The following is a 16,335-nucleotide window of genomic DNA, read 5'->3' as shown; positions in this document are numbered from 1 at the left end:
AAATTCACAACTGCTATTTGAAGATGTAGCCATAAATGATTCCACCTATATTCAGATGGAAATCACAGAGAATACTGTGAATGAAATATCGGTTACAGAAGCTTCTTTAGATATCAATTTTAGTGAAAATTTAGATTTAGCCCAGACAAACTTAGAAGTTTTTGTGGCTGAGGAGAACAATAACTTAGAAACTACCTTTGAGTTCACAGAAAACACAGAACTGGGTTTTGCAAATGATTTATTGTTTACAGAAACTGCTATATCAGAAGCAACAAATGAGGAAGAGTTAGAAGAAAACGCGGCAATAATTGATTTACAAGCTGTCAAGTTCATACAAACGGTTATTCAAGAAAATATAGAAACCGATTTATCTGATTTAGGAGAGATATTTGAAGTTGCACCAGGGCTAGATGAAGAAAATGCTATTGCTGCCTCAACGGAAGAATTAGTAACGACAGAAACCCTTGAAATAGCTGTTCCAGATGATGGTTTTGCAGACTTGGAAGCATTGCTAGGAGAGGAAGTAGGACTTAACCCCAAAGCTACCTCAATACCAGAAGTAGATTTTGCAGCGCTGGAAGAATTGCTTGGTACAGATGACGAAAGCGATGTCTCCGATGGGCTACGCCAACGCCAGCCATTAAACACTCAACCAGCCTTGGCGAAAAATACCATTTCATCACTAGCTATAGATGAATTTGGTGACTTGGAGAAACTGCTAGCAGAAGCGGATCAAACAATATCCCATTCACCAGTAGCCAAATCAAACACCAGCAAAGCTCCCCGTCCCTCTACTCGTCGAGCTGCAAGATTTGAAGAAACGATGAAGGTTCCAGTTAAACAACTCGACGATATGAGTAATTTAGTCGGGGAGTTGGTGGTAAATCGTAATACCTTAGAGCAAGATCATGAACGGCTGCGGCAGTCATTAGATAACTTGCTGATTCAGGTACAACAACTCTCGGATGTGGGCGCAAGGATGCAAGAGTTGTACGAGCGATCGCTCCTAGAAGCTTCTCTATTAGCTGGACGCAAAAAGAAAGACTCCGGCTTCCAAGCGCCTGATTCCAATGCTGATAGGGGTTTTAGCGAGTTAGAGATGGATCGTTTTACTCCCTTCCATACACTCTCTCAGCAGATGATTGAGCGCATTGTCCGAGTGCGTGAGTCAGCTAGCGACATTGATTTTGTCACCGAAGAAACCGAGCGAGTCGCAAGGCAGTTCCGCCAAGTAACAACCCAGCTACAAGAGGGACTAACAAGAGCGCGAATGGTGCCTTTTGCCCAAACTATCGATCGCTGGCGGCGAGGAGTGCGAGACAACGCCATCAAGTGTGGCAAGCAAGTAGAGTTGGTAATCGAAGGTGGCGATACCTTAATTGACAAGATGATTTTGGATCATCTGACCGATCCGTTAACTCACATGCTGAATAATGCGATCGCTCACGGTATTGAAACGCCAGAAGAACGACAATCTGCTGGTAAGCCACCCGTGGGAATCATTACTATCCGCGCCTTCCACCAAGGCAACCAAACGATCATTTCTGTAGGCGATGATGGCGCAGGTATTGATTCGGCAAAGGTTAAAGTTAAGGCGGTGAAGATTGGCATGATTACAGAAGCCCAAGCAAAAGCCATGTCTCGCCTCGAAGTCTACGATCTGCTGTTCCAATCTGGTTTTACCATCAAAGACCAAGCAGATGAAATTTCTGGTCGTGGTGTGGGTATGGACGTGGTGCGTTCCGAAATTAGCGAAATTCGGGGGACAGTGAACACCGATTCTGCGATCGGTAAGGGAACCACCTTCACTATTCGTCTACCACTGACTCTGAGTATTTGTAAAGCTCTCTGCTGTGTCTCCGATCGCTCTAGAATCGCTTTCCCGATGGACGGTGTAGAAGATACGCTGGATATCCCAGTGAAAAATATTCAGCACGATGCTAATGGACAATCATTTATTTCTTGGCGCGATACGGTGTTGCCATTCCGACCTCTGAAGGAACTTTTAACCTTCAATCGGCAAATCAGTCGCGGTAATGTCTATGGCGGTACGCGAGATGATGATATGGTTTCTGTGGTCGTGGTGCGATCGGCAAATACCATGATTGCTCTACAGATAGACCTGGTGTTAAGCGAACAAGAAATTGTAATTAAGCAATTTGAAGGGCCAGCACCTAAACCCATTGGTGTCGCTGGTGCTACAGTCTTGGGTGATGGTCGGATTATGCCCATTGCTGACGTACTAGAAATCATTGACATCTTCCAAGGACGGATTTCTACACAAATGGGTGGCAATTCTTGGCAACAGAAAGGGGTTCCCATTGACACCTCTCCTGCGAAGATTGACCCGACAGTGCTAATCGTGGATGACTCCATTACAGTCCGAGAATTGCTATCCCTGACATTTAACAAAGCAGGTTATCGCGTAGAACAGGCGCGTGATGGTCAAGAAGCTTGGGATAAACTCCGCTCCGGTCTGCCTTGCGATATCGTATTTTGCGACATCGAAATGCCCCGTTGCGATGGTCTGGAATTACTCTCTCGCATTCAGAAAGACTCTAACCTCAACCATCTACCGATCGCAATGCTCACCTCGCGGGGTGCAGACAAGCACAGACAAATTGCCGCTCAACTCGGTGCTAGTGGCTACTTTACCAAGCCCTACCTAGAAGAAGCTCTCCTCGAAGCGGCGGCGCGAATGTTAAAAGGGGAAAAACTTGTTAGCACTACGACTAATGTTTAGTAAGTAATCAAAAAAGGGAATGGGGAATGGGGAAGAGTTATCAATGCCCAATACCCCAAGTCTGTTGGTGGCTATCCCTCTCTACCCACTCTTGGGTGGAGTTTCCCGCCGACTTCCAATAAAAAATAATTACTTAGTTTGAGTAAATAATCGAAATATATTATACGTGTATCTTATTTGGCAAAAACAAAATAAGATAAAAGTCTTTCCAAATTCCTGTGCTTTATTTCCTACTACTTTTTGAGGATAATCCCAAAATAGATAAAAATATTTCCTAAATGGCAACATTTCTCTGTCGAGTTTAGGTATTGTCAGTGTTGAGTTAGATCCATTCTGGATTCTATACTCAGACTTGTTTATCAGTTACGTAAAGCTCGTATAAAGAACTATGCTTAATCTGATTTAAGTACTGAAACTCAAATTTGCACTGTCGTCTACTCAACAGTATTATATGGGGGAACCAATTTGGTATACCTAATTATTTGTCTATACCAAAATCTACGTTAGTAAAAAGGACAGATTAAACATCTCAGCAAAAGACACTATAACGATGTAAAACTACGTTCTAGCCTTAAATAAGACTAAATTTAGCTGCACGTCGTCACTAAAAAGCAAATATGAAGCTTTTCTGTACTTGACTAGTGCTGGATTTAGGTTACTCTTAAAGCGAACGCTTCATATAAGAATCTACCTGACAGAAGTGTATAAAGATATAGTTAAATTTAGCAATTCTGTCCGAGATTTTTAATTTGCAAACTGAATAGTTTGATACGGCGCTCAAAAGTCTTATCTACTACCCTAAACAAGGTAGTCAATTAATGACTCAATATCATTTTTCTGGTAATTGTATTGGATAGTCTACAATACCAGTGGATGAGAAAATCTAAAGAAAATATAAAAGAAACTCAAATGACTGTGGTGTCTGGAGGACAAAAGTGTTTCTGAGACTAGCACATCAACATCGGCAATTCGTCCAAGACTTGGTAATGAACCTGCAAGCCTTGGCGGTCGTATTAGAGCGGCGCGGGTATCCTGCGTCTTGTTATACCTGCGGCGACCAAATGAATAGTGCATCGTTTATGGTTAGCTTGGGTGATAACCACCTAATTCGGTTTTTGGTGTCCGATTATGGGATTACTTGGACGGAAATGCGGGATGACCGCGAATTAATGAAGCTAGAAGGTGCGGAGGCAATTAGTCAGTTAGACGAACTAGCTGATCTTGTCAAGCATTCTATGCAAACTGATACAGGCTCTAAAACTCTTGCCAAGAAGTATTAAGGCTCCAAAGTTCGATCGCAAATTAGAAATCGATTATCCCTAATTGGTAATGGTGGCTTAGTTAGCGATCGCTCTTACCCTGTTCTCCATTATGATTAAGTGATTGGCTCGTAGCCCATCACCTATTTTTTAGTATCTACTAAAACCTCACCAGCCGCATTTTGAGGATTTAGCTGAAAGTTACAATCAACATAATTAGTAATCAAAAAATAGGTTAATAAAGACTTGCAACTATCAAGCAAACAACCCAATGATGCTTGGAGTTTAAACCTACTTAGATAAAGAAATTATGAATTTTCAATGAATTTTTTCGGTGGAATCAGCCATAAACTTGAAAAAGACATCCTTGGACAGAGATAGGGAAGAAGCAACACCTAAAGTCCATTGCCAATCAAAATAAAGGATGCCCAGTAGTACGGATGACTAAAATTACTAATTGCCGACACGGGTACATTGTGGGTTCTTGCCTTCCAGTCTCCAGTAATTAATGAGACTTGAGCTTGTCGTAAGGCTTCGGTTTTAGTCAACTTGTAACTGGAGAGTATACCATAAAAAGCACTCATAAGAGCTTGTGTACCACCATCATCTACAGACCACAGCGAGGCGATCGCGGCTTTAGCACCGGTTTGTTGGATCTGATAGCCAAAGCCCAAAATTTCTTCACCGTTATCTAACTTTCCTCCCAAGCCAGTTTCACAGGCGCTTAACACTACCAAATCTACATGGGGAAGTGACCAAGTGGCGACATTTCTAAAGTTAACGCGATCGCCATTTCCAAATAAAATAAACGAATCTTCTGGTTTCCCCACCACAAAGGCTGCATGAGTCGCTAAATGGACAATTGTATAATCATCCATTTGTGGTACAGCGACTTTGGGGCTAAAAGCTTCATCTAAAAGCTTCGTAGTTTCAGGAATCGTAGCGGCTAAGTTTTCCACTTCCTGCGTTGCAAAGGGTAAACCAGCAAAAGCAACCTGTCGATTTCCAACTTTAATTTCATAATTACCTTTAGTAAAAGCACCAGCTAAAACCCGCAAAGTAGATTTCTGTGGGGTATTTAAGTTAGTCAGACTGGCAGATGTAATGTGATTGACACCCAAACGCTGCACTAGCCATTGTTTGCCATCATATAAAGCAGTTATCGGAATATAGCGTAACTGCTCATCTGGAGCGTAAATCAGAGTTTGTGTACCTGATTCCTTCAGGTCTTTTTCTATAGGTTTAATTAGCCAGTCATACAATTGGTGTGCAGGTGCTTTGATATTTCGACTGGGATTGATTAAAGCTTGGCGAAAAGTAGCAATTGTTTGATGCAGATTTTCGCGTTTTACGGCAACGGTGCGATGAATTGGTGGAGATTCAGGGGTGACTAATACCAATTCCAAGCTATCTTTTAAAATCAGTGGGTAGAGGATTGCAGATTTTTGAGGCAATCTCGCCAAATTATCCCGAAGTTCGTTGAGATTCTCCAAATCCAAATTTTGCCGCCTAGCTGTACGGCTAATTTGCTCTACCTGTGCTTTTACCGAAGTACTATTGATAAATTCGTTAAATTTATCCAAAAGTTGCTGTTGATTTAAGACTAATTGCTCGATGCGTTGTTTCTGTTGGAGCGATCGCTCCTTGGGAGAAATTTTCCGTAGTTTTGTCAGTTCTTTTCCCAACACAACAGCACTATCCAAGGTTTGATCCAATTTTTGTTTAATTGGTTTTTCTGTTGCCGCTATATTAATAGCTTTGACAGTACGTTGATTACCTGGCACAGTCTGGAGATATTCTTCTAGTTCTTCAACTTTGAGTAAATCTATTGTCCTTTGTGCTTCAGCAACACGCTCTTGTTTGAGCAATCGTTCACCCAAAATGCGATATGTCTGGCTAACACTTATGCTGTAAGCATAAGGTTGTGGCGCACTAAGTGCTGATGGATTTAAGCGAGCTTTCTCACGATTAATTAAGCAATGCTTGTAGAAAAAAATTGCTAACTCTGGTTGATTTTGGATATCAAATAAGTAACCTATGTTACTGTAGGTTTTGCCAAGTCGAACGAGATCCCCAAGTTCTTTATTAATTAATAGGGCTTGCTGATAGGATTGAAGTGCTTCAGGATACTTTCTTTGACTTTGGTAGATTCTGCCGATGTTATTGAATGTTACCGCTTCCCAAGACCGCTCTCCAAGTTCTCTACTAATAGCTAATGCTTTTTGTAATCTCTGCAAGGCTTCTCTGGATTGACCTTGCCGAGATTCTTTGATAGCTTCTTCATTGAGCCTTTCAATTTCTGAAAGCTGATTATTCTTGGGTAAAGCTTGAGCTTTTTCACCAAAGTTGTATTTCAACCTTGTATTTGTGCTTACCTGGTTATTGTCTGGGTACGCCATCCCAAAACCTAGTAAACTAAGTAGAGTTAAAGTAATAAGACTAACATACTGGAGATTAGGCTGCATAACAAAACACTCCCTAGACTCGGAAGTGTAAATATTAAAGCAATAAGTTATGGAACGCAATTAATTTTTATGCTATTCCATATTTGGAAAATTTATAGGTGTTTAAAAAAGTGAAAATGTCACAAGAAAAACCCAGGAAACTAGAATTACCACCCACTACCGCCCTTGATAATCCATCAAGTCATGAATTTGGAAATTGGTTTGAGTATCCTCTGAGAGTGCAACCCCACCACACTGACTATTCTGGTGTTGTCTGGCACGGTTCCTATATAGCTTGGATGGAAGAAGCGCGGATTGAATGCTTGCGATCTATAGGGATTGAATTTGCTGATTTAGTCGCCATAGCTTGCGATTTACCAGTTGTAGAACTGTCATTGCGTTATCATCGTTCAATTCAATTGGGTATGGCAGTGGTAGTAAAAACGCGCATGGCTGAGGTAACTGGTGTCCGAATTAATTGGGATTATGCCATTGTTTCCACTGATGGACAAGAATTGTACGTTACTGCCAAGGTGACTTTAGTAGCTTTAGATCGCGAAAGAGGTAAGATTATGCGTCAGTTGCCGCCTAGTTTTAAGGATGCATTAGCCAAAATTTCAGCATTAAATAATGATTGATAAGTACACTGTGGCGGAAGTTTAACTACCCTTAACAAGTTGCTCAAGTAGTCTGTCAAGTTTAAATTGATGGGTAAGAATGTTTGTAGTCAGAACTTCAGTCCTTATTTTCTAAGCACTAAAGTGCTTACTACAAACCCTCAACACTAGCTTGACAGACTACTAGTACAACACGGCGTAAATACGCCTACCATTTTTAAAGACTGCAAATGATGATTTTTTCAAGGTTCGTAATAGTGGGTTTATTTCCGCCGACTTGTACTAGTTAATTTTGTGATGAATGTAATTAACTTTATTTTTTACTTGCCGCTTTGGATATTTGATAAACTTTGAGTAAACTGCATTATGTGATGCCAAATATCTTGCGGGGTAATGCCAAAACCAATGTTTAATAAAATAAGGATTGCGGCAAGAGTTAATGCATTACTCACAGTTGCTTTCAACAATTTCCACAATATTATGAAGACAATCCAAGCTACAATCAAGGTAGCAATCATAATAAAATTCCTTAACAATAGCCCTTGCCCGATCCGGTGTTTGTTCAGAAAGGGTAAATTTTTATCTGAGGTAAAGCTATTAGACCTAACTTGGATGTAGATACTAAAGCTAAGATTTTTTGTTTAAATATACCAATGCTATATTAGCTGAAAACGACAGAATAATTTAGATAAGAGACAAGTGATTTGGCAATTTGGCAGAATTTTTGTTTAGCCTTCAGGCTAATGCAGAAGGCTAAACAAGAATAAATTAAAAGCTGGAAAATCTACTTTTTGGATATCTGACTAGAGGTTTTTATCGCAGAGAAATTATCCGCGAGTGAGTTTCTAATTTTTCAGTCGCGGTTAAAACTTCTTGTCTTGCCCATTTATCTGCTGCCAAAATGTCATCTAAAGAGGGATTTGCTCGGTGATCGTTTTGATGGCGATCGCACACCAATTCTATACACCGGGGAATATCTAAAAAGCGAATTTTTTCATCTAAAAATAAAGCCACAGCTTGCTCATTTGCAGCATTGAGCACAGCTGGCATAGAACCACCCGCTTTACCCACAGCATAAGCCAACTGCATACAAGGATACTTTTGGTGATCTGGTTCCCGGAAGGTTAAATTTCCAGCTTTGACTAAATCTAGTCGTTCCCAGTTGGTATAGATGCGATCGGGCCAAGATAGAGCATACAGTAAGGGTAAGCGCATATCCGGCCAACCGAGTTGGGCTAAAACTGAAGTATCTTGCAGCTCAATCAGCGAGTGAATAATGCTTTGGGGATGGATGACAATTTCGATATTGTCATAATCCAACCCAAACAGATAGTGAGCCTCAATTACTTCCAGTCCTTTATTCATCAAAGTAGCAGAGTCCACTGTGATTTTCCGCCCCATTGACCAATTAGGATGCTTCAAGGCATCAGCAACGGTTACATCTGCCAACTTTTCTACATCCCAGTCCCGGAAAGCCCCGCCAGATGCAGTGAGCAAAATTTTCCGCAAACCTGCTTTTGGCACACCTTGGAGACATTGAAAGATTGCGGAATGTTCAGAATCGGCTGGGAGTAATTTTACACCATGTTTTTCGACTAGGGGTAGAACCACAGGGGCCCCAGCAATCAGGGTTTCTTTGTTCGCTAAGGCAATATCTTTACCTGCTTCAATGGCTGCGATCGTGGGTAGCAAACCAGCACAACCAACGATCCCAGTGACAACAGTTTGAGCATCGCCGTAACGAGCGACTTCTATCACTCCCGCCTCACCTGCCAGTAGAATCGGTTGGGGATCGAGGTCAATGATAGCTTCTTTGAGCGCTGGTAATTTATCTTCTGAGCAAATGGCTGCTATTTCCGGTCGAAACTGCCGAATTTGAGCAGCCAACATCTCTACATTGTTCCCAGCTGCCAATCCCACAATCCGAAACTGATCTGGGTACTGAGTAACAATATCTAAAGTCTGAGTACCAATAGAACCAGTGGAACCAACAAGAGTAATCGCTTTCACAATTGCTTAAGGATTTACAGACAACTCCCACTATAAATTGCTGGGGACTCTTTCATAACAACAATCACTCTAATCGATACACTGACGCGGACGAGTAGAGAGGAGAAAAGTAAAATTTTTCTGTGCCTGCTTCTTCTCGTCTCTGGGCTAGCCCCAGTCCCAATCCGTTAATTTCAAGGTTTTAGAATAATAGATAAATCTAAAAAATTGGATGAATATTTGCCATGATAAATAAACAACAAGATATGATAAACGTCCTGAATGAAATCTACGAGAATGAAAAATATTCTGGTGGAATAGATTACTTTAAGCAGTTTATAAATGAATTAAACAAATATGACCTTGCAGAAAAATTAGCTTGGTAAGCTAATTTTCCCTTTTTATATGTTCTGAGCTTTCTTTTATCGACTCCATTCCTATGGGTGAATCAGTCGGTTAGAGACTGGGTTACAATTATGTCTGCCTTGAACCCAAGACCAAAACCATTTAAATCAGATATTGATGATGCAGGTTATGTAGATATTCATTTTCTATGTAAATACTTGAGAGTTAATGCTATAGAATTATTTTTACAACAAGAAAAATTCAGCAGACAAGATAAGGAAAAGCTACTTCTGTACTCCAAGAAAGTAGCAGTATCTTTATTTAGGGATGAGTTAGATATTGAATTTCTAGATGATAAGGATTATGTACATCTGGCTCAAATAGAAGTTACAAGATTAAATCTTATTTCTAGTGGAAGAATTAATGAAATTAAATATACAGAAGATCAGCTTAGGGAATACATACAAAAAGAGCTAAAAGCCCTTTCTCTAGTTGATAAATAATAAGGGCAAAAAACTTAATTACTGTATTGTACTTGATTTAACAAGCATGTATACGTAAACACTAAACTATTTCATCGACTTTTAAAATACACCCTAAAACTGCTAAGTTTTCATAAATCTAGACAAAAATAGTATATTTTAAAGATAAATTTTGAGACAATTGTCAAAAGTAACCAAATAGGAAATAATTTTAATTAATTGCTAATTTATCCAGTTTGTGAATTATTTTGGTGGAGGATTTAGTATGCAAAATATTACTCATAAATTGCTGTGTTACAGCCATAAGTAAAAGAATGCAGAAAGGAGTTTGTTGAAGCATTTAACCTTATGGTCAAAGTTCAGATAGTTATAAAAAAAGTTTTATGGAAAAGTGATTTCCTATTTCCCGCAGCCTTATGGCTTGCCAGTCGAATATTCATCTGGGCTGCTATGTTGCTGGTTACGCCAAAACTACCATTACCAGCAGAAGAATTTTTGCCGCATTTTGGCTGGGGGGTTTTTGATGCTTGGGATAGTATGCACTATCGAGCGATCGCTACTTCTGGATATGAATTTGTGAATGACGGCAAGCAACATAATCTTGCCTTCTTTCCCCTATTTCCCTTAAGCATCTGGGTTTTGATGAAACTAGGCTTGCCGTTTGAATTAGCAGGAACGTTAGTCAACAACCTGGCATTTTTTGCCGCGCTTTACTGTTTGTACTTTTGGGTTAAGGAGCATTATGGCATTAATGCAGCGCACTGGACTACTGCTGTAGTTTCCTTATATCCATCTTCCATGTTTACGGGAGTGATTTACACAGAAGGGCTGTATTTGTTTTTGAGTACATCGGCTTTGCGGGCTTTCGATCAAAAGCAGTATGGCTGGACTGGGCTTTGGGGAGCGATGGCAACAGCAACACGTCCTACAGGGATAGCACTAATTCCAGCATTAGCGATCGCAACCTGGAAAGAACGCCGACCACCCATAGCCTATATTGCTGGTTTTACTACCGCCACTGGCATACTTTTATTCAGTTTGTATTGTGCGATTTATTTTGGCAACCCTTTAGCTTTTATCGAAGCACAACGAGGATGGCGACCAAATCTGGGGTTTGATTGGCAGGGTTGGTTGAATATGCTGATGCAAATTGCAGTTGGTACAAATAATTGGCAATATGGTTGGATTCAAAAACCATCTGGCGGGATTCAAGATCCCTGGTATCTCTTGTTGTTTGCCGTGATTGTTACCAGTGGCTATCTTTTATGGCGTTTCTCTCAACATTTTAGTTCTCTGAAATTATTTTATGGCTTTTATGCTTTAGCCATATTTTTGTTGATTCTGGCGAGTGAAGAGTGGATGAATAATTTGCTCAACTTGTTGATGGTTTTGGGTGGTAGCTATGTGTTGTGGCGCTTACGTACGCAGCTGACCGCAGTTACAGTTATTTATGGTTTTTGCGGTATTGGTTTGCTACTAGCCTCTGGAGGTACTATCTCCTTGAGCCGTCTTGCTTATGGTATTGTGCCTTTGAATATAGCTATTGGTGTGCTGCTATCTCGCCATCCTCGTCAGGGATATCTAATATTGGGCATTTTTGTGACACTACTAGCCAAAATAGCTGTAGGATTTGCCCAAGAGCATTGGGTTGGTTAGAGGTCAATCGGCTTAGGCTAAACTTTTTTAACTAACCTATAGCAATCCTAAATCATTCGTGAACAATGAGATCCCCGACTTCTTGGAGAAGTCGGGGATCTAAGCCTTAGTTTTCAGATGATTTGAAAAACTGTATTGGGTTAGAGGTTTGATTATTTATTGGTGAGAAGTTGATTTAAATTTCCTAATGAATGTATCCAATCAAAGGAAAATAGCCCTGGCTGCATTATTTATCGGTGTAGCTGCCATATCTTTTGGCTCTATTTTCGTGAAATTGAGCGAAACTCAACTCAGCCCCAATGCCACTGTATTTAATCGCTTGTGGCTTGCTAGTGTAATCTTCTTGTTGTGGAATGGATACAAAGCGGTACGTCAGCGACTTTCCTTAGAGAAACCTGTTGAACAACAGCCCTACACCAGTCAGGATCTGTGGCTATTCTTTGGTGCCAGTATTTTTTGGGCTGCTACTTTAGTCTTTTTGGCTTGGTCGCTGACTGAAACTAGCGTTGCAATTTCTAGTGTGTTGCATAATCTCGCCCCCATATTTACTAGCTTAGGGGTGTGGCTGTTATTTCGTAAGGGTTTTGAGAAGCAATTCCTGATTGGGATGGTCATCGCCCTTGCAGGAGCGATCGCTATTGAATTTGAAGAACTGCAAATCGCCACAGACGAAGTTGAAGGAGGCTTTGCTGCGATCGTTTCTGCAATTTTCTTGAGTGTATACCTGCTGATCGTAGAAAAATTACGAACCAAATTCTCGCCGGCTATAATTCAGTTGTGGATCTGTGCGATCGCGGCTTTAGTTATCTTCCCCATACTTTTATTCATTCAAGATCAGCTTTTCCCCTCTACATTTAGTGGGTGGCTTTGGGTCATTTCTCAAGCCCTCATTTGTCAAGTTTTAGGTCATGGGCTTTTGACCTATAGTCTTGCCAAGTTTTCCTCTGTGGTTGTCTCTTTGGTGCATCTGTTAGAGCCAGTATTTAGCGGCATTTTCGCTCTAATAATATTTTCGGAAAAATTAACTTTCTCGAATTGGGCAGGTTTCGCTGTAGTTTTAATGGGTTTATACTTAGCCGTATCTAGCCAACCTGCGATTAATTTCCCATTCCAGGAATCAGTTACAACTATAGTTAACACTTTCATTAAAAGTATGACGAGCAAATTGTCATTAATAAAGCAACAATTCTCTGAAACACCAGCTTTATTAGGAACTGTATCATTATTGTTTGCCCTAATTCCCATATCTTTAGCACCATCTCTGACTAAATTATGCCAACAAGAAATCGGTGCAAATGCTGTAGTATTTCATCGTAGTTGGATTGCCACAATTGTCTTTGCAATATGGAATTTAATTCAGGCTTTCCGCAGCCAAGAGTCTGATAATGAACCTATAGAAAATAAGCCTTTTACGAGTCAAGAAGTGTGGCTATTGTTGGCAATGGGAACCTCTGCTGGAACCTACCTTCTTTTGTGGGCTTGGTCGCTCAGTCAAACTAGTGTTGCCAATGTTGCTTTACTATCTAATTTGAACTCCTTATTTGTTGCTTTGGCTGGATATGTGTTATTTGGTCGGCGCTTCGATAACAGATTCGTGATTGGACTAATTATAGCCTTGGGCGGAGCGATCGCATTTGAAATCAATAAGGTGCAATTTGGAACCGATCAATTACTGGGTGATGGATTAGCATTGCTAACTGCGATTTTCATGGCTACGTGTATGCTGCTGATAGAACGACTCCGAACCCGATTTAGCACTGCAACTATCATGCTGTGGCGCTGTGGAGTGACAACAATGCTTCTACTACCAGTCCTCCCATTTTTGGAAGATCGACTGTTACCTTATTCCTGGATGGGTTGGTTTTTCATCATTTTCCAAGCCCTCTTCTGCCAAGTATTGGGTCAGGGACTTTTAGCTTATAGCCTCAGCAGAATTTCTGCAAGCGTTGTCGCCGTCACACTTCTCCTCGAACCAGTTCTAGCCTCGATTTTTGCTTGGTTCATTTTTTCAGAACAGGTAGGTTTGTTTGATTGGGCGACTTTCGCCGTAGTTTTAGTAGGTATTTATCTAGCTCAATCTAGCCAATCCACTGTTCAAGTAACAGACGAAGGCTCTTAAGCTAAAAAACATCTAATTTGCATAACCAAATTAAACATAAATCTTGTGGAGTGCGCCCAAAAGCCCGCCCAGTTCATGCAATTTAAATTTGGAACAGCTTAGTAGAGAAATTTTATTTATATTTGCCTTTTACTTTCTAAGATTTCCCAGATTTTTAACTTATGGTGAAATCAGTGTAAATCCTTTAGCTGTTCCTATGATTTTACTACCAGTTAAATTTATTTGCTGTAAAGCCCCATTATCTAACAGCAAATAAGATTTATTAGATAACATTTGTTGTAAAACTGGCAGAGTTGTAGCAGTTACCTTGCAATTGCTATAAAAATTTAAGCTAGGACGATTGTAAGGAAAAGAAGTATAAATTTGGGTTCCTGGTGAAACATTTGCTCGAATCAATTCCGCTACTGGTTTAACCGGGAAAGCTTCCTTTAATTCCCAAATCCATGATTGTGAACTCATCAACAGTGCTAAAACTAAGTACATGCCAGAAAATAAAACTGGAATAAAGTTGCGATCGCGTTGTTTAACTAGCCATGCTGCGATGCCCATACTTATTGCTAAAACAATGCTCATGACTATTAAAATAGGCTCTTTCTTCATAAAAAAGTAAACACAACCTCCTAAACCAGCAATAGCAATAATAGCCAGAAATATTGTCCAACTTCGCACCCTAAAATGACCGTCCTGCCAAATTTCGCTAAGTTTAGCACCAATTGCCAAAGCTAAAAAGGGATATAGGGGCATAACATACCACGGAAGCTTAGTTCTCATTAAAGAGATAGTTAATAAATAAACAATTGTGCCAATAATTACTAGGCAACCCCAGGTTGTTTGGCGTTTTTTCCAAGCTAGATAAAAACCTCCAGGTAAAAATAATAGCCAGGGAAAACTATACTTAATTAACTCAATAAAATAGTACCAGGGAGGCCCGCTATGACCTTCAACAGGTTGGGTAAGACGAGCAAAAGTTTGTGCTTGAAAATTTACTTGCAAGAAATTTTCGCCATAATGTTGCCATTGAGCAGCAAACCAAGCGATCGCTGGTATATTTCCCAAAAACATTCCCACTAATAGATAGGGGCTGGTTAATAAAGCAAACTGCCGATCTGCAATCAGAAATAAACAAGCGATCGCGCCTAATGGCAAAACCATCATTCCTTTAGTGAGAGTGATTAATCCCAGACAAAATCCCACGCCTAAAGCATAACGGCGATTCTGACGTGCCTTTAGCAAACAAAACAACAACAGCAAGAAAAAGGTAATAGTTGCACCATCTAGCATTGCTAGCCGTCCGTGACGCACTACAGGCAACATTGTCAGGTAAACTAAAGCGGCAAACACAGCTGGTAGACTTTGGTTAAAAAGCAAACATCCCACCAAGTAAAGCAAAGGCACTCCTAAAGCCGTTAACACTGCACCTGGTAGGCGTGTTGTCCACTCATTCACACCTCCGATAGAGTAAGTCCAAGCAATTAGTAAGTGCATCAGGGGTGGCTTATTATGATAAGGTTCACCTCCCAAGGTGGGGTAAAGCCAATGCATTGAACCAAGTGGCGCACGCCAAATTTCACGAGCAACCTGCGCCACAGTACCTTCATCCCAATCTCGTAAAGGGGAGTTTCCCAAACATATCAGCCATAGAACTAGAGATATTACCAGTAGGCTAAATAACCGTTCTTTTTCTTGGAATAGACGCATATCTCAAATCGGGATAATCATCTCAAAGAGTGTAAGGCGGTATTGTACCCCAGATTTTGCAGACGTTTATATGGTGCGATGTCTACGACGGGCTACTCTTTCTTCGCCATTCCCAATAATAACAGCTTCATGTACTGGTATATCTATCCAACTATTATCAGCTAGATTTGCAGGTAGCTCATACAGGAAAGGTAAACCCAACAAAACAGCTGCTTCTGATGGTAGACAAAGGTAATCTGTAAAACCTGTGTCTATAACAAACTCAATAGTAAAATTCGGTAGATTTGGCAGTCGAAATTCTACATTAATAGTTGCGTGTCCATCTTTCACAATATCAGAAATCACTGCGAATCACGCTCTAGGAAACCACAGAAGGAAACAGCAACTTTGTAACCAAAAAGATAAAAAGAAAGAACATGGGGCTAGACGACGTAGTGGAAATGGTGAATTATCTGAGATAAGTTATGACCAGAATAATCGACGTTTAAATCCGTATAAACCATCACATACAATAGCAGCTTCGTTTTACGCTAATTTTCTTCATCCTTTCCAGCATCGCAATTTGACAGCCCGTGAAGGGGCGCGTGTCCAATCTTTTCCTGATACTTATCGTTTTCTAGGGAAAAAGACTGTTGTATCTCACAAGTTATTACATCGAGAAGAAAGATTTAATGAGAAGTTTCTTTGCCAGTACAATCAGGTAGGTAATGCTGTACCACCTATTCTTGCTAAAGCGATCGCACTTCATCTTCAAAAGAAATTAGAGCTATGCCCAAAAGCGATAGGAATCCTTTAGTTCACGGCTCTAATCTTGAACAAAAGGAGAATCACCGCACAAAATACAGAGATGTTGAGAGGAAAAAATATTTCAGTCAGATTAGAACTGAGTATAGCAATTATCAGTCTTATGAAGTACAGTAGCAGCAGTGAGTAAACCAACCCACTAAATTTTCTATCGTCACTTCTGCAAATGCCGCATCTAA

General features: G+C 40.4%; 12 protein-coding genes. 7 read left to right on the top strand and 5 right to left on the bottom strand.

What is annotated here, in order from left to right; genetic code table 11:
* Together V7K38_RS11110 and V7K38_RS11105 are read left to right on the top strand one after the other, a co-directional pair.
* The coding region (locus V7K38_RS11110; protein WP_334857756.1) for a hybrid sensor histidine kinase/response regulator at positions 1-2,743 on the top strand (2,743 nt) is incomplete at its 5' end.
* Positions 2,744-3,678: 935 nt separating this feature from the next.
* On the top strand, positions 3,679-4,023 hold the full coding sequence (locus tag V7K38_RS11105) for a DUF1815 family protein (RefSeq protein ID WP_334857755.1): 345 nt from the start codon (positions 3,679-3,681) through the stop codon (positions 4,021-4,023).
* Positions 4,024-4,397: 374 nt separating this feature from the next.
* On the opposite strand, the gene V7K38_RS11100 is transcribed toward V7K38_RS11105, so the two are convergent.
* Positions 4,398-6,467 (bottom strand): CHAT domain-containing protein, encoded by a 2,070-nt coding sequence (locus V7K38_RS11100; protein WP_334857753.1) that lies wholly within the window; start codon positions 6,465-6,467, stop codon positions 4,398-4,400.
* Positions 6,468-6,583: 116 nt separating this feature from the next.
* Here V7K38_RS11100 and V7K38_RS11095 point away from each other — a divergent pair, with 116 nt between their 5' ends.
* The gene (locus V7K38_RS11095; protein ID WP_334857751.1) at positions 6,584-7,084 is read left to right on the top strand and encodes an acyl-CoA thioesterase; all 501 of its coding nucleotides are present in this window, start codon (positions 6,584-6,586) and stop codon (positions 7,082-7,084) included.
* A gap of 299 nt (positions 7,085-7,383) precedes the next feature.
* Here the strand turns inward: V7K38_RS11095 and V7K38_RS11090 are convergent, their stop codons facing one another.
* Both V7K38_RS11090 and dxr read right to left on the bottom strand, forming a co-directional pair.
* Complete coding sequence (locus tag V7K38_RS11090) at positions 7,384-7,581, bottom strand: hypothetical protein (RefSeq protein WP_265276131.1); 198 nt, start codon at positions 7,579-7,581, stop codon at positions 7,384-7,386.
* A 295-nt stretch (positions 7,582-7,876) separates the two neighbouring features.
* Positions 7,877-9,073, bottom strand: coding sequence for a 1-deoxy-D-xylulose-5-phosphate reductoisomerase (dxr, locus tag V7K38_RS11085; protein ID WP_334857749.1), 1,197 nt, complete (start codon positions 9,071-9,073; stop codon positions 7,877-7,879).
* 455 nt (positions 9,074-9,528) lie between these two features.
* On the opposite strand from dxr, the gene V7K38_RS11080 reads away from it, so the two are divergent.
* From V7K38_RS11080 to V7K38_RS11070, 3 genes are all read left to right on the top strand, one after another.
* Entirely contained in the window at positions 9,529-9,900 is a 372-nt protein-coding gene (locus V7K38_RS11080; protein WP_334857748.1) for a hypothetical protein, read from the top strand.
* A gap of 327 nt (positions 9,901-10,227) precedes the next feature.
* The gene (locus V7K38_RS11075; protein ID WP_334857746.1) at positions 10,228-11,535 is read left to right on the top strand and encodes a mannosyltransferase family protein; all 1,308 of its coding nucleotides are present in this window, start codon (positions 10,228-10,230) and stop codon (positions 11,533-11,535) included.
* Positions 11,536-11,722: 187 nt separating this feature from the next.
* Positions 11,723-13,654 carry a DMT family transporter gene (locus V7K38_RS11070; protein ID WP_334857744.1) on the top strand — a complete coding sequence of 644 codons (1,932 nt, stop codon included), beginning with the start codon at positions 11,723-11,725 and terminating at the stop codon, positions 13,652-13,654.
* A 159-nt stretch (positions 13,655-13,813) separates the two neighbouring features.
* Here the strand turns inward: V7K38_RS11070 and V7K38_RS11065 are convergent, their stop codons facing one another.
* The gene (locus tag V7K38_RS11065) at positions 13,814-15,352 is read right to left on the bottom strand and encodes an ArnT family glycosyltransferase (RefSeq protein ID WP_334857742.1); all 1,539 of its coding nucleotides are present in this window, start codon (positions 15,350-15,352) and stop codon (positions 13,814-13,816) included.
* A gap of 66 nt (positions 15,353-15,418) precedes the next feature.
* Entirely contained in the window at positions 15,419-15,697 is a 279-nt protein-coding gene (locus V7K38_RS11060; protein WP_334857757.1) for a hypothetical protein, read from the bottom strand.
* Here V7K38_RS11060 and V7K38_RS11055 point away from each other — a divergent pair.
* Complete coding sequence (locus V7K38_RS11055) at positions 15,600-16,148, top strand: DNA cytosine methyltransferase (protein ID WP_334857740.1); 549 nt, start codon at positions 15,600-15,602, stop codon at positions 16,146-16,148. The genes V7K38_RS11060 and V7K38_RS11055 overlap by 98 nt on opposite strands.
* The last annotated feature ends 187 nt before the right edge of the window (positions 16,149-16,335 follow it).

The sequence above is a fragment of the Nostoc sp. genome (assembly GCF_036917465.1).
Classification (GTDB): Bacteria; Cyanobacteriota; Cyanobacteriia; order Cyanobacteriales; family Nostocaceae; genus Nostoc.
Note: the sequence above shows the minus strand (reverse complement) of the source record. Positions and strands in the feature narration are given on the sequence as shown.

Excerpts from the sequence above, each read along its gene's own strand:
- V7K38_RS11065 (WP_334857742.1), bottom strand. The coding sequence starts at position 15,352 with ATGCGTCTATTCCAAGAAAAAGAACGGTTATTTAGCCTACTGGTAATA.
- V7K38_RS11090 (WP_265276131.1), bottom strand. The coding sequence starts at position 7,581 with ATGATTGCTACCTTGATTGTAGCTTGGATTGTCTTCATAATATTGTGG.
- V7K38_RS11070 (WP_334857744.1), top strand. The coding sequence starts at position 11,723 with ATGAATGTATCCAATCAAAGGAAAATAGCCCTGGCTGCATTATTTATC.
- V7K38_RS11080 (WP_334857748.1), top strand. The coding sequence starts at position 9,529 with ATGTCTGCCTTGAACCCAAGACCAAAACCATTTAAATCAGATATTGAT.
- V7K38_RS11075 (WP_334857746.1), top strand. The coding sequence starts at position 10,228 with ATGGTCAAAGTTCAGATAGTTATAAAAAAAGTTTTATGGAAAAGTGAT.
- V7K38_RS11095 (WP_334857751.1), top strand. The coding sequence starts at position 6,584 with ATGTCACAAGAAAAACCCAGGAAACTAGAATTACCACCCACTACCGCC.
- V7K38_RS11100 (WP_334857753.1), bottom strand. The coding sequence starts at position 6,467 with ATGCAGCCTAATCTCCAGTATGTTAGTCTTATTACTTTAACTCTACTT.